Annotated in this window: 15 protein-coding genes; 5 read left to right on the top strand and 10 right to left on the bottom strand. The window is 48.5% G+C overall.

Going from position 1 to position 14,360, the window contains the following annotated elements:
- Positions 1 to 2 precede the first annotated feature (2 nt).
- Positions 3 to 515: a GNAT family N-acetyltransferase gene (locus CBE73_RS20760; protein WP_094095862.1), complete on the top strand. Its 513-nt coding sequence runs from the start codon at positions 3 to 5 to the stop codon at positions 513 to 515.
- A gap of 21 nt (positions 516 to 536) precedes the next feature.
- Positions 537 to 1,661, top strand: a complete 1,125-nt coding sequence (locus tag CBE73_RS20755) for a YheC/YheD family endospore coat-associated protein (RefSeq protein WP_229752883.1) — start codon at positions 537 to 539, stop codon at positions 1,659 to 1,661.
- Between the two features lie 23 nt (positions 1,662 to 1,684).
- Here CBE73_RS20755 and CBE73_RS20750 read toward each other — a convergent pair whose 3' ends face one another.
- Both CBE73_RS20750 and CBE73_RS20745 read right to left on the bottom strand, forming a co-directional pair.
- Positions 1,685 to 2,374, bottom strand: coding sequence for an HAD family hydrolase (locus CBE73_RS20750; RefSeq protein WP_094095860.1), 690 nt, complete (start codon positions 2,372 to 2,374; stop codon positions 1,685 to 1,687).
- A gap of 90 nt (positions 2,375 to 2,464) precedes the next feature.
- On the bottom strand, positions 2,465 to 3,175 hold the full coding sequence (locus tag CBE73_RS20745) for a metallophosphoesterase family protein (protein ID WP_094095859.1): 711 nt from the start codon (positions 3,173 to 3,175) through the stop codon (positions 2,465 to 2,467).
- Between the two features lie 305 nt (positions 3,176 to 3,480).
- Here CBE73_RS20745 and CBE73_RS20740 point away from each other — a divergent pair, with 305 nt between their 5' ends.
- Positions 3,481 to 4,569: a GGDEF domain-containing protein gene (locus CBE73_RS20740; protein WP_244905505.1), complete on the top strand. Its 1,089-nt coding sequence runs from the start codon at positions 3,481 to 3,483 to the stop codon at positions 4,567 to 4,569.
- A gap of 126 nt (positions 4,570 to 4,695) precedes the next feature.
- Here the strand turns inward: CBE73_RS20740 and CBE73_RS20735 are convergent, their stop codons facing one another.
- The 8 genes from CBE73_RS20735 to CBE73_RS20700 form a co-directional block, all read right to left on the bottom strand.
- Complete coding sequence (locus tag CBE73_RS20735) at positions 4,696 to 5,265, bottom strand: manganese catalase family protein (RefSeq protein WP_094095858.1); 570 nt, start codon at positions 5,263 to 5,265, stop codon at positions 4,696 to 4,698.
- A 50-nt stretch (positions 5,266 to 5,315) separates the two neighbouring features.
- On the bottom strand, positions 5,316 to 5,585 hold the full coding sequence (locus CBE73_RS20730) for a spore coat protein CotJB (protein WP_094095857.1): 270 nt from the start codon (positions 5,583 to 5,585) through the stop codon (positions 5,316 to 5,318).
- Between the two features lie 3 nt (positions 5,586 to 5,588).
- On the bottom strand, positions 5,589 to 5,807 hold the full coding sequence (locus CBE73_RS20725) for a spore coat associated protein CotJA (protein ID WP_094095856.1): 219 nt from the start codon (positions 5,805 to 5,807) through the stop codon (positions 5,589 to 5,591).
- Between the two features lie 271 nt (positions 5,808 to 6,078).
- Positions 6,079 to 7,437 carry a hemolysin family protein gene (locus CBE73_RS20720; RefSeq protein WP_094095855.1) on the bottom strand — a complete coding sequence of 453 codons (1,359 nt, stop codon included), beginning with the start codon at positions 7,435 to 7,437 and terminating at the stop codon, positions 6,079 to 6,081.
- Positions 7,438 to 7,453: 16 nt separating this feature from the next.
- Entirely contained in the window at positions 7,454 to 8,584 is a 1,131-nt protein-coding gene (gene yfkAB / locus CBE73_RS20715) for a radical SAM/CxCxxxxC motif protein YfkAB (protein ID WP_094096451.1), read from the bottom strand.
- A 162-nt stretch (positions 8,585 to 8,746) separates the two neighbouring features.
- Complete coding sequence (locus CBE73_RS20710) at positions 8,747 to 9,817, bottom strand: HD-GYP domain-containing protein (RefSeq protein ID WP_094096450.1); 1,071 nt, start codon at positions 9,815 to 9,817, stop codon at positions 8,747 to 8,749.
- Between the two features lie 111 nt (positions 9,818 to 9,928).
- Positions 9,929 to 10,759: an undecaprenyl-diphosphate phosphatase gene (locus CBE73_RS20705; protein ID WP_094095854.1), complete on the bottom strand. Its 831-nt coding sequence runs from the start codon at positions 10,757 to 10,759 to the stop codon at positions 9,929 to 9,931.
- Between the two features lie 51 nt (positions 10,760 to 10,810).
- Complete coding sequence (locus CBE73_RS20700) at positions 10,811 to 12,271, bottom strand: bifunctional metallophosphatase/5'-nucleotidase (RefSeq protein WP_094095853.1); 1,461 nt, start codon at positions 12,269 to 12,271, stop codon at positions 10,811 to 10,813.
- Between the two features lie 108 nt (positions 12,272 to 12,379).
- Between CBE73_RS20700 and CBE73_RS20695 the strand changes: the two genes are divergently transcribed.
- Both CBE73_RS20695 and CBE73_RS20690 read left to right on the top strand, forming a co-directional pair.
- On the top strand, positions 12,380 to 13,105 hold the full coding sequence (locus CBE73_RS20695) for a molybdenum cofactor biosynthesis protein (protein WP_094095852.1): 726 nt from the start codon (positions 12,380 to 12,382) through the stop codon (positions 13,103 to 13,105).
- Between the two features lie 87 nt (positions 13,106 to 13,192).
- Positions 13,193 to 14,248: an HD-GYP domain-containing protein gene (locus tag CBE73_RS20690; protein ID WP_094095851.1), complete on the top strand. Its 1,056-nt coding sequence runs from the start codon at positions 13,193 to 13,195 to the stop codon at positions 14,246 to 14,248.
- Positions 14,249 to 14,360 lie beyond the last annotated feature (112 nt).

The raw sequence follows: 14,360 nt of genomic DNA, 5'->3' as shown, positions 1-14,360 counted from the left end.
AAATGTCCAAACAAGGAGGCGATCTGATGCAAATATCCTCCGTTAGGCCGGAAGAGCTTGCTTCCTGGGAAAGGTATCACAGCACCCTGCTGGCTTTCATACGAAAATATGGATCTAAACGAATTACAGAGGATGCTTATCGCTCTGTTCTCCGCTTGACTCCACAGTCCTTTGCCGAGCCGGGGACCGGGATTATGCAAGCTGTAGTATGGACAGAGGACGGCCGGCGCCTGGCCGGTGTTCTTTGCACGGCTGGGTACGGCAAAGACTTGAGCGCAGTTGTTGTACACCCGCTTTATCGCAGCAGAGGCATAGGCACTCTCCTGATGAAAGCACAGCTGGAGCAAATGGGACAGCTCAATTGTAAAGTAGCCCTGGATAACCTGGCCAGCCTTAAAATGTGCTTCAAGGCCGGGTTGTCGGCCGGCGGGATTACTACAGGACCAACCGGTAAACCAACGCTTCTTTTATCAGGGAAGCCCGGGGACTTTGAAGAGCGCTCCGGCAGCCGGTAAGCCAACTTCCCAAAAAAGAAGGTGAATATTTTGCCGCAGCCCGTACTCGGCATTCTGACGCTGTATCTGAATGACAGAAAACAGCTTGAAGAACGGAAAATTTACGAACGCATGACACTGGAAGGGCATAAAATCGGCTTAAAAGTGATTGTTTTTACCCCCTCCGACGTCAGTGCGGATAAAAATAAGATCCAGGCGATGATGTTCGATCCTATCCAGGGGAAATGGTCGCGTTCCTGGCGGCCTTTTCCCGATATGATTTTTGACCGCTGCCGCATCCAGAAGAGCAAACGATTCGAACAGCTCCGCATTTTCCGCAGACGTTACGGACATCTTCATTTCCTCAACAAACCTCTGCGGGACAAGTGGACGATTTATCAGGTGTTGTCACGCAGGCCCGAATTCAAGAACTATTTGCCGGACACTGACTATTTCAATTCTCTTTCGGATATATATGCCATGCTGAAGAAAAATAACTGCATTTACATTAAACCGATTCAAGGCACCGGCGGCCGGGGGATCCTCTGCATTGAGAAACTCGGCTCGCAAATGTACAGAATCCAGGGACGGAACCGGCAGCGGAAGATTGTTCCCCCTCAGAAGCTGCACCTTTCCCGGATGGGACCCTATTTGCTGAACTGGAAAAAAGGCACCCGGTTTCTGGTACAGGAAGGCATCGACATCAGGCTGCCAAACGGCCGAGTACACGACTACCGAATGCTGGTGCAGAAAAACGGCAGCGGTGTCTGGTCCGTGACCGGCTGTGCGGGAAGGATTGGTCCCGCACGCAGCGTGACCTCCAACCTGCATGGCGGAGGTTCGGCCGCGGAGATGAATACACTGCTCAAGACATGGATACATTCGGAGCAAAAGGTAGCTGAGGTGCGGCACGAGGCCGAGAGAGTAAGCCTTGGCATAGCGTCGTATCTGGATGGGCTTTATGGGCCTCTGTGCGAGCTCGCGCTCGATTTGGCCATTGACCGCAGTGGCCACATCTACGTGCTGGAGGTTAACCCGAAGCCGGCCCGGGAAGTATTTGCCCGAAGCGGAGACAAGGAAGCCTACCGCAACGCCATCCTGAAGCCGCTGGAATATGCTTTATGGTCCTATAAACAAAAAGCTAAAAAAACAGACCCTCTTGATTAAGGGTCTGTTTTGCCGTTCATGGCTTATTCTGCTGCCTGATCATATAACGCCAAGAGCTGGCTGAAATCGTCGATCAGCACATCCGAGCCTTTCAGCTCATCTTCTTTGCCAAAACCGGCATAAGCGCAGCCGATTACCGTCTGCCCGTTCTTGATGCCCGCTTCTACATCGGAGGAGCGGTCGCCGACCATCCAGATTCTCTCCATTCCATGGTCGTCCATCAGGCGCCGAAGCAAATCCACCTTGGAGGTGGTTGCATATTCTCCGGCGCTGTATAAGCCGTCAAACAAAGGCGCGATCTGATGGGCTGCAGCCACACCTTTCACATAATGCTCCAGGCCGTTGCTGGCAACAAACAGCTTCACGCCGCGATCATGCAGCTCCCAAAGCGTATTTGGAACAGACGGATAAAGCTTGGAAGTAGCCTCCTGCAGCCCTTGAAGTTCAAACTGCAGCAGCAACTCATCGGCTCTGCGGTGAACATGAACCTGTTCTTTAGGCATGACCACCTTCCAGATGTCTTCCAGCAGCATGCCCAGGCTGCCCAGCATCAGCTGCTCCGGAGGCGTCTCTCCGGTATAAAGTCCTTCTTCGCGCAATTTATTAAACACATTGTGATAAGCCGGGATCAGCAGTGTTTCCGTTTGAAACAAAGTCCCGTCCATATCAAATACAATCGCCTGCGGTTTAATCAACGGCTTGCTGGTTTCCATGATCTACTGTCTCCTCCTGATCATCCGCTGTTAGCGGATATATCTTTTGTTCGTTTTCTGTTCAGTTTCTATTTGTTTTTCGTTAACGTTTCATCGAACGTAATAAACGATGCCGTTTGTTACATCCAGCGCATTAAGCTGACCGCCGAAAACGGCGCCGCCATCGATGCCGATAATGTTATTTTCCCCATAATATACATGATTGTTAGCCGCATCGCCATGAAGACCGCTGGTCGGTGTATGGCCGAACACCACTTTCTTCTTGCCGGCATATCCGTTGTGAAACGGAGTCCGTATCCACATCAGCGTATAAGGCGGCGTTTGGGCCAGCTCCTGCTCGGGATCCACCCCGCCATGGACAAAAATAAAGTCATCGGTTTCAATATAATGATCCAGGCTTTGCACAAATTCAAGATGCTTCCAAAGCTCCGGAGCATACATGACCGGCATGCGAAAGGACTCTCCTGTCCCCTTCGATTGGAAATCGCGTTCAAACAATCCATAGCTGAGCAGCGTTTTGTCCCCGCCATTACGGACCACCCAGCGGTTCCACGGCTGTTCTTCCTTGGTGGTCAGCGCCTGAATCATCAAATCCTCATGATTGCCTTTCAGCAGAAAAGCTCCTTGTCTTTGGAGACCGATGACCATATCTAGAACCTGCCTGGACTGCGGCCCCCGATCTATATAATCCCCGAGCAAAATAAGCTGATCTTTGTCCGGCTTATAATCGGCTGCCTTCAGCAGCCTTGTCAGCTTGTCCAGCTCCCCGTGAATATCACTGATGGCAATCACCCTGTCCATAACCATTCCTCCTGCTGCTCCCAGATGTTCTTTCATTTCTATTATTTTATTCATTTTTTTGCATTCCTGATCTGATAATTCATCCGATAATTCTTATCATAAAGGCAAAGCCTGATATCCGGCAAACAGGAATCCTCTATTGTTTTCACCCCGAAAATGTAGTTGAATCCGAAATTGCCGTAAAACTTGTTGGCAGACAGAAGGGATTAATTTACAATAAGTCTGTTGGGCAGAAGATCGGATTCTACATTTGTCAGGCTAATGGACAAACATTCAGTCACTTTTTCTATTTCCTAATTCGTGTGGTGAAACCTTTGAAAATGACAGATTTCTTTACTCCGTCCGCCCTCTCCCTGCATAGGCAGAGCAGCTGGATTCGCTGGTTTCTGCGGGTTTACTGGATTATCATTGTCCTTCACGGCGCAGCTCAGCTGTTTGCTTACTGGCTTATACCCTATGATATTACAACTCGTGACTTCTACATGGATATTCTGCTGTATCCTGCCCTGATGATGGGAACGGCGGTTGTCATTGCTGAACTGATTCACAAATGGGCACCCAAATACACCTTTTTCAGTTTATTTGGAGCGGGTGCGGTCCTTTCTCTGGAGATCATCCATTTAAATATGGATATCCGGATCATCACAGCCATGCTGCTTCTGCCCATAATGGCTTCGACGATCTTTTTCCGAATGGATTTGACCCTGTTTACGTCCGTCCTTCAAACGATTGCCTTTCTGGCCATGTATTTCGGGGATTCCTGGTTTCGTACTTTCCTGACCCCGTTTGATCTGCTTTCGGTGCCGATTTTCCTGCTTGTCAGCACCCTTGTATCTGCCATTATTATCATCAGCGGAAGAGAGCTTGTACAAGATCTGGAGCGGGCGCAGAAAGAGAAACGGCAGATCATGAAGCAATCAAGGAAAGATGCCCAAACCGGGCTATACAATCACAGCACGTTTCAGCTTTTCTTTGATACAGCCTTGGAACGCGGCCAACAAGGTGAAGGTTTTCACCTGGCACTGCTGGATATCGACAATTTCAAAATGGTCAACGACCAATACGGACACAGGGCCGGGGATCTTATTCTCCTCCATGTCTCAAGAATCATCCGTGAGAATCTGGAACCCCATGACATGGCCTTCCGTTATGGCGGCGAGGAATTTGCCCTTCTGCTCTATGGTAAAGAGCTGCATGAATCTTACACTGTACTTGAAACGATCAGAAACCGAATTTCTGAGACAGATTTCGATGAGCTGGGCGGAAAAGCCGTAACCGTCAGCATAGGGCTGAAAAGCTATATCAGCGGGATTTCCCGGGAAAACCTGTTTGAAGAAACGGACTCCCTGCTGTATCTGGCTAAACGCTCTGGCAAAAATCAAATTGCTATTTGAAGCTAGAACTGCTTAGATCAAAAAAAACGTATAAACAGACCCTCAGTCAGCTTAAATAAATGTGGCGACCTCTTAACCGTATTTACGGGGAAGGTCGCCACATCTTTTAATACCTTTATAGAGCCCTCAAAAAATCTTCTTCGTCTCCCGGTCGTCTTTCAAGATCTCCACGGCTTCCCGGAATCTGAGCGAATGCACAATTTCCCGCTCGCGCAGGAATTTCAGGCCGTCCTGGATGTCGACATCATCGGTCATGTCGATCAGCCACTGATATGTAGCCCGCGCCTTTTCCTCAGCCGCAATATCTTCGTAGAGATCGGCAATCGGATCGCCTTTTGCCTGAATGTAAGTAGCTGTCCATGGCACGCCAGCGGCATTTTGATAATACAAAGCACTGTCGTGATTGACGTAATGCGGATCAAGTCCGGCCGCTTTAAGCTGCTCAACGGTTGCGTCCTTAGTCAACTTGTAGACCATCGTAGCAATCATTTCAAGGTGAGCAAATTCCTCAGTGCCTATATCATTAAGCAGTCCTATAACTTTATCAGGAATCGTATAACGTTGGTTCAGGTAACGTAGGGCCGCAGCCAATTCGCCGTCTGCTCCCCCATATTGCTCAAGCAGCAGTTTCGCCATGCGGGGATCACATTTGCCTACCCGGACTGGATATTGCAATTTCTTCTCATAAACCCACATTCAAACGATCCCTCCTAAAAAAATAAAATAGCCGGCCGCCGTGGAAGGCCTTACACCTGCCATGGCCAAGGCGGTTGCGACCACTCAAACGGATAACGACTGTAAGCGCGTCCGAAGCCCTGAAGCGGTCCATACTTTTCCTGAAAAATATTCGCCAGTTGGGTACGTTCCTGGGTCAGCACATTAAATTGCTGAATTGCCTGTAAATCATCCGGGTGGGTATCGAGATACAAATTCAGCTCTACAAGCACAAAATCAATCGCCTGAAGCTGCTCCAGCAGTTCATAAAACTCGGGTTCACAAGGTCTTTGCGGTTCCATCACTTATTGCCCCTTTCCCCATTTGGATTCGTAAGGGCTGAAGAGAGCCGGCCATAATGTGCCTTTGAACAGGGCCTCTTTGGGACTAAATTGCGGCAAATTCGGCGGCTGGAAAGGAATGAACAACTGCGGCGGTGTCTGATAGGTTTTGGTAACGATGGGAGGGCAAGGATCAAACGGCCCAATGAAGGGATGATACACACGTACCTGAGAGAATTCCACTGTTTAAACCTCCTTTGGCTGTTTTGCATATTCAGACCAGACGTAATAAGCCTAAATCGCAGATCACCTATTCCTAACATATGACAAACGCCTAGAAAATGAACTTCCTTTCGCTGGATTATGACCAAAAAAATTAGTCCGGAATCAAACAACCCGTCCCGGTCCCAACAAAACAGAAAACCCGGAAAGCCGCAGAGATAGCGGTCTTTCCGGGTCATGCTTCATAATATGTAGGTACAGATAGATTGAAGAAACCGTGAGCGAGGAGAGCTTACTCTCCCGGGGAGCTGAGCTCCTGTTTCTCCGCAGGTTTTTCAATTCTGTAGATTTTGACACGGGTAATCCGCAGTCTTGCAGCTTCCGCTACTTCAAATACCACGTTGTCGTGCTGGACCTTTTTCCCTTTGAGCGGGGCTCCTTCCAGCTCTTTGAAGAGCCAGCCGCCAATCGAATCGACCTCTTCATCTTCGATGTCGGTCCCTGTCAGATCATTAACTTCTTCAATCAGCAGACGGCCGTCGACAGAGTACACACCGTTTGCCAGCGTTTCCACCTCAGGACGCTCGTCCTCAAATTCATCGTGCAGATCGCCCACAATTTCTTCTAAAATTTCTTCTGCCGTCAGCAGTCCCGCTGTTCCGCCGTATTCATCGACGACAAGTGTCATTTGGGAATGACGGGTCTGCATCAGGCGCAGGACGTGACTGATCTCCATGGATTCCGGAACGTTCAGGATCGGACGAAGGATGTCCTCCAGGTTTTTGTTCTCTCCGGCGCCGGGCAGGAGCATGTCAGTAATATGTACAAAACCGATAATCTGGTCTTTATCCTCGTGGGCAACCGGGTAACGGGAATGTCTGGTTTCCGCAACGATTTTCAAATTTTCTTCCCACGATAAGTTCGTATATAAGCAGTCCATGTCCGTACGGGGAAGCATAATTTCACGAGCCAGCAAGTCTGAGAAATCAAAGATGTTGTCCATCAGCTTCATCTCGTCTTTGTCGATGACTCCGCTCTTTGCGCTTTGATTCATCAATATGCGGATTTCCTCTTCAGAGTGGGCCGCGTCCATCTCACTGGCTGGTTCTACCCCCATCAGTTTGAGGATGCCGTTAGCTGCTGTATTCAGCAGCCATATGACCGGCATAAACAGCTTGTAGAAATATAACAGCGGCGCCGATAACCACAAGGTGGTGCCTTCCGTCTTCTGAATTGCCAGTGACTTCGGCGCCAGCTCGCCAAGCACGATATGCAGGAAGGTGATTACGAAGAACCCGACCGCCACCGAAATGGTTGTGATCAATGTTTCGTCCGTCACTCCCAAACGATACATCAACGGCTCGATGAGCAGCTCTGACACCGCCGGCTCGCCCACCCAGCCAAGTCCAAGGGAAGCTAAGGTGATGCCAAGCTGAGTGGCAGATAAATAGGCGTCCAGCCTTTGGTTTACTTTTAAAGCATAACCGGCCCGGCGGTTCCCCTCGCTCACGAGCTGAGTCAGTCTGGATTGTCTCATCTTAACCAGGGAAAATTCAGCGGCTACAAATACGCCGTTCAGAAAAACCAGAACAAAAACGAGCAGTAAATTCAAAAAAAGTCTGCCTATTTCGAATTCCGTGTGACTGGGCAAAACCAACGCCTCATTTCTATAAGTTAATCGCTTTGCGCGATTTGAAATCGGTATCTTTATAATACATATCCGCTACCAGCAGATTGGGTCCGCAGCAATTGGCGGTATCGCAGAAGCAGTTGACGCTTCCGGACAAAGGATGCTCGGAAATCCAGCGTTCAAAGATGTCATCCAGCTTCTGGCCGGCAATGTTGCCGAAAGACGGAATCGCGGCAAAATCGGTCACAAAGACATCGCCCGTAAACATATTTACGTTCACGCGGTTACGTCCATCCGGATCATTGCGAACCGTTACATTTTTCTCCTTCCGCAGCCGGGATACCAGCTCCTGATCTTCAGCATTAAAGCTGCAGGCGAAAAACGGCAGGGTGCCAAACAGCATCCAAACCTCAGGGTCGCGCGCATCCAGCAGCTGATGAATCGCCGCACGCATGTCTTCCAAAGACAACACAGGCAGACCTTCCGCAAAATCCGCAGCATACATCGGATGCACTTCATGACGCTTACAGCCCATCTCCAGAATCAGCCGGTGAATTTCCGGCAATTTCCGGTGTGTACGATAGTTTATCATGGATTCCGCTGAAATAAACATGCCGTCCTGACTTAATCTGTAGGCATTGTTAATCATGGCGTCATACATTCTGGAGGCTGCCTCCAGGCTGACCGGATGACCGCTTCTTGCAAAACCTACCTCATGAAAGTCCTTAACATCCGTGTAATTGAAAGAAATATGCATAACGTCCAAATAAGGCAGCAATTTCTCATACCGCCCGTAGTCCAAAGTCAAATTGGAGTTGATTTGAGAACGTACGCCCCGTTCTTTGGCATATTTCAGAAGAGGAATGATCTTCTCTTCCACCGTCTTCAAACGGAAGGAAGGTTCACCGCCAGTAATACTGATGGTCTCTAAATGCTCGACCTCTTCCAGCCTTCTCAGCATCAGATCCAGCGGAATTTGCTCGGGCTCCTTTAGCACCAGACTGTCGCCGACCGCACAGTGTTCACAGCGCATATTACAAAGGTTCGTTACAGTCATCTCCACACTGGTTAGCCGGTGCCGGCCGAATTGGCGTAGGGACCGGATTGGATCCCACGGATCATTGACCGGAGAAATAGACTGCGGTTCACCTTGCGAAATGCTACTCATACTCATGATTTATTCACCTTTATCCTATTATTAACCTGATCACAACTTGGCAAAAGCTTTGACCGATGTTTTTTGTATACTCCCTATCATACCATGAAATGACTTTTCTCCGCACATGATGAATAAAACAGACCCGTCCGCAGCGGACGAGCCTGTTGTTGATTAAACCTGTTCAAGTTGGGGCGAAGCCGATTCGTTGATACTTGTAATCACAATATTCAGCTGCTTCAGAAGATCAATCTCGTATGGCTCCTGCAGTTCTCCGCGATTCGGGCAATGCAGCACCCGGACCACCGGTCTCTGCGGCGCAAACGGATGGATCTTGGAAACGACGCCTATCTCTCCGGTATTCAGAACAACGGTCATCCCTAGCGGATAAATCGCAACATGATCCCGGAAAATCTCAAGCTTCTGTTTCTCATATAACGTTCCGCAGCCCGCGTACAAGATCTCTACCGCCTGATGGGGCAATAAGGCCTGGTTATAAACCCGCTGCGAAGTCATCGCGTCATAAGAATCTGCTATGCTGATCCACTGCGCATAATCGTGAATGTCATTTCCTTTTAACCCGCGGGGATAACCGCTGCCGTCGATCCGCTCATGATGCTGATAGGCACAATGAGCCGCCTGAAGCGGAATTCCAGGCTCATCCTTCAGCAGCTTATATCCTATTTCCGCATGCTGTTTCATCACTTCGAATTCAACGCTGCTGAGTCTTTCCGGCTTGTGGAGAATCGACGGATCGATTTTAGTTTTTCCGATATCGTGCAAGATCGCTCCCAATCCCAAAACCGTCAGTTCCTGATGGCTGTAACCAAAAGCTTTGCCTAACATAAGCGTGTAAATACAAACATTTAGCGAGTGCCGGAATAACGTTTGATCGGTGGAATGAATATTCCCAAGCATAATCATTACGTCTTCTCTGCTGCCCAAGTCTTTCATTATGGTTTCTACTACATTCAGAAAAGTTTTGCCCAAATAAGGATAAACCAAGCCTTTCAGCGAATGGCTTGAAATCTTGAGGAAGCTCGACTGGAGCTCCTGCATAGCCATTCGCTCAGTCTCCTCCGATATAAGGGCGGGAATCTGGATATCTGCAGTTCTAGGATCCGAAATATAAACAAAATCAATGCCAAGCGAAGAGAGCCTTTTAATCAAGGAAGCCGTTAGCTCCACCTCATCCGATAAAAGGATCAGCCCTTCCTCATTGTAGATCTTTTTAGCTAGTCTCATCCCTGGCTGCAGAGACTTAACTGGAAGTAAACGCAAGGTGCCCCACTCCGTATCTTTACATTATGTTAGAGAAGATCAGTCTCTTTATGCAAGCCTCGGATGACAAGTTGTTTAGTTCATGATGAAGATCCAGAATACAGCGGCCAGCACAAAACGGTAATAAGCAAAATGTCTAAGTTGAACCTTCTGTATCAGTTTCAAGAAAGCAAGCACAACCAGATAAGCTACGATAAACGAAACCACAAACCCGATAGCGAAAGCAAGAAGAGTGTCTGAATTCATATCCTTATAAGAATCCAGCAGCTCGTAGCCCGAAACGGCAATCATGATCGGAACGGCAATCAGGAAAGAGAAATCTGCCGAAGCCCGGTAGCTTACACCTGAGATCATACCTCCGGAAATCGTGGAACCTGAACGGGAGAATCCCGGCCAGAGCACGGAAATACATTGGAATATTCCGATCAGGAAAGCTTGCGTATAACTGATTTGATCAATGTCTTCAGCCGATACGCGGGCATATCTTTTGTTGTACCATTCCGCAAAAATCATGAAAATACCGCCGACCACAAGCGCCCAAAGCACGGTAGATGCGCTAAACAAGCTCTTGATATGGTCTTTAAAGATGTAACCGACTGCCAAGGCCGGCACAATGCCGAGCAAAATGTGAATCAAATTTAATTTTCCAGCCGGTTTGCCGATAGCTCTGGAGGTTTGGCTGTCCTTCTGCAAACCCAGCAAATTTAAAATACGGAATCGGTATACCCAGGCTATCGCCAGGATCGCACCAAGCTGAATTACAATTTCGAATGAATTCATAACGGAGGATTGGTCGTCATACCCCATTAATCTTGATGTCAGGATCATATGTCCTGTGGAAGAGACCGGAATAAATTCCGTAATCCCTTCAACTATGCCTAAAATAATGGCAACAATAATATCCATGTTTTCCTCCTGGTTCGTCTTTTTTAATCATGCCTTCCCCTTAATCTTGAATTAAGAGGAGATATGCCATCTGGATGAGAAACTCTGCTCGACGGCGCCTGGCGTTTGCAGCTCTAAACGGAGCAAATCTCTTATAAATTCGGGTAAAATAAACACCTTATCTGTACCGAGCGAAAGAGCTTTGTAGCCTATGCCGAAGGTGAACATATCCAACGTTCCTACATCATACTCGATTTCTGGGACAATCGGAACCCCCTCGATAGTAGCCTTACTTATTCGACTAAAGGGGGCGCCTGAAGGATCATATTCGACTTCCAACCCGTCTACGCAGAGAGAGCCCAGCACCTTCCCGCGGAACCCGAATCCATGGATCTGCCTGGCGGCCGTCTCCGGAACGAGCGATTCCTCAAGACTCTGCAGAATATGTTCTCCCCGGAGCTTCATCCGGCATGGGTTAATAGGCGAAGGACATAAAGCGTGCAGCATTCCTTCAGTAATTTCTCCCGCAGGCAAAGCGTCCAATAGCTGACCGGAATTAACGATCGATATTTGGCTTCCCGTGAAACGCCGGACCGATTGAGCCAGCAAATTGGCAAAAGGGGACTCCCTGTCATATTGCACCGGCACAACGCGCTCCGTGATAGCAACGGTACGTTTCAACTGCTCGGCCGCATGTCCCGCGTGAATGGCGATCGCTTCCGCTACCTTGTTAAGAGGCTCTGCTCTATCTCCCCGGCTCTCTGCAAGTGGATCTACTTTAAGGACGCCGCCCTCTTGAACAGCCGCCCGGCCTTCCGGACTCCGCTTGACCAGAATCCTTCCTAAATAATGACCGTATTTCTCGGCTGCAGCCAGGCAGGTGTTCTTAATATAGAGAGGTTGTTCCAATAAATGATGAGAATGTCCTCCCAAGATGAGGTCGATCCCTTGTATCTCCTCTGCCAGCTGTTCGTCCATTCTTAATCCCAAATGAGACATAAGGATAATGAAATCTACCTGATCACGAAGCTGCTCTACTTGCTCACGAATGGCCTCCACAGGTTCTAACGCGTCCCAGCCCAGAATCCGGTAAAACTCTGAGAAAGCAGCGGTTGCACCGATTAAACCGATGTTAAAGCCGCCTTTCTGCACAATATGATGTTCTTTCATCCAGTGAGGCGCTGTCCCGGTTGAGGTTTCCCTGATATTGCAGCAAACCACGGGACACTGAAGTCCTGCATAAGCCTGCTCCAGCATGTCCGGTGTAAAAGTAAGCCCTTCGTTGTTGCCGATTGTTACGGCATCATACCCCGTCAGATTCAGCACATCAACATTAGCTTGGCCAAGCGTGCCCTCTGTTTCCACCGCAGCCCGGTCCATGTGGTCGCCGATGTCCAGCAGCAGGAGATCATCCCGCCAAATCTGCCTTTCCGACTCAATCATCTCGGAGAGTTGAACCATTGCACCGAAATGGCTGTGGATATCGTTAGTATGAAGGATCATCAGCTGTTCTGGTTCTGTATGTTGCCGCATCCCGCTATTCGCTCTCCTTTCGGTACCGCTTGCCGGTCATCCGCTACTTCTCTTATGATTATGATATATTATATTTATATAATAAGAGAAATTTGAGGAGAATAGAATATGAACCTTCGGATCCAACTTTTCGCCGGTCTTGCAGAGACCTTAGGCTCAACCTATATTAACGTGGAACTGGGAGAAAAAGTTTCCGTCACTGCTGCAGAGCTGAAAACGCTCCTGACGAATCTGTATCCTCAGGCCTCCAGCCAAATCGCCCAAGCCTTTCTGGCTGTAAACCATGAATATGCAGCGGAAGAGGCGGTCATTACCCCGGAAGACGAAATCGCCTTGATTCCGCCGGTTTCGGGCGGCGAACCTTCCGCGGATTCCCATCAAAGTGCAGATGGTCTGTACCATTTGACTTCGCTTCCTTTAAATGTAGAGGAAATTACAAACCGCGTTATTCACCCGAACCATGGCGCGTCTTTGGTTTTTGTCGGAACAACCCGTGAAATGACCGCAGGCAAACGTACCGTTCATCTGGAGTATGAAGCTTATGCCCCCATGGCGCTGAAGAAGTTCCAGTTGATTGGCGCCGAAATCGGCCTCAAATGGCCGGGAGCCTTATGTGCGATCAGCCACCGGACAGGCAAAGTCGATATCGCGGAGGCCAGTGTCGTGATCGCCGTATCCGCCCCGCACCGCGAAAGCTGCTATGAAGCGAGCCGTTATGCGATCGAGCAGCTCAAGCAAATCGTCCCGATCTGGAAAAAAGAAATTTGGGACGATGGTTCCGAATGGAAAGGCGCGCAGCAGGGACCTTGGAACCCTATAGCCAAAAATCGCTGATTCTGTCGAACCTTCAATAGGATTGTCAATCCATATATTGCCTGATATATTAAGTATATAATACTTTAGTAGAAGGTGGATGGTCCTTTGCGAATGCATGTTATGGAACTTCGTCCCGGTGATCGGGTGACGGAGGATATATTTAACAGCTTTGGGGTGTTTGTTCTTCAACGGGGAGCAGAATTAACCGATGAAGCCATCGTTAAGCTGGTTCAGCACGGTATCGATTATGTAGACATTGAGCTGCGCATTAAAGATATCTCCTCCTCCCCGGATCAACCTGATCAACCTCTGTCAGTCTCCCTTCTGAATTTAAAACCTAAATTCGAAGGTGCCATCGATGTTTTTGAAACGCTTTTTTTGGAATCTTTGGCAAATGGCAAATTCAGCGATGAAGGTATTGACGAAACGCTTAAACCTCTCATGAATGATCTGATGGCTCAAAAAGATGTTGTTTCCCTGCTAATGATGTTTAACCACCAGGACGAATACACCTACAACCATTCCCTGCAGGTCGGACTTCTCTCATTCTATATCGCGAATTGGATGGGCTACGAGAAGGATGAAGCCTATAGAATAGGCAAAGCAGGTTATCTCCATGATATGGGCAAATGTATGATCCCTCCCCACATCCTTAATAAACCAGGCAGACTTACCGACGAAGAATTCGAATTCATCAAGAAACACACCCATTATGGTTACGAACTGATTCTCAACTCAACAGGCGACGAGACAGCAGCATTAGTAGCAAGACAACATCATGAACGGGATGACGGTACAGGCTATCCTTATGGTTTATTTAAAGAAGAAATTCACCCTTATGCCCGGATTACGGCAGTAGCGGATACATATAGCGCCATGACCTCCAAAAGAGTTTATCAATCCAAGAAAGAACAGCTGACTACCCTCCAGGAACTGTACAAGCTCAGCTTTGGCCAATTAAGCGGCGAAGCTGTGCAAGCCTTAATACGTCATTTGATTCCCAACTTTATCGGGAAAAAAGTCCTCCTGACCACCGGCGAAACCGGCCACATCGTTATGACCAACCATTCGGACTTCTTCCGGCCTTTGGTGAAGACCGAGACCCGGTTTGCGGATCTGTCGAAAGAGCCGGAGACGGCGATTCAGGAAGTTTTTATGTAAGAGCTCTGAGGCGACGTTACTCAAAACTTAAACAAATAAAGCCCAGCTGTCCCGATTTGAACTGCATCCCAATTATTAGACACTATCTAGCAATTGGGATGCCGTTTTTTTG

Source organism: Paenibacillus physcomitrellae (genome assembly GCF_002240225.1).
GTDB lineage: Bacteria > Bacillota > Bacilli > Paenibacillales > Paenibacillaceae > Fontibacillus > Fontibacillus physcomitrellae.
This window is presented reverse-complemented; position numbering and strand designations above follow the sequence as displayed.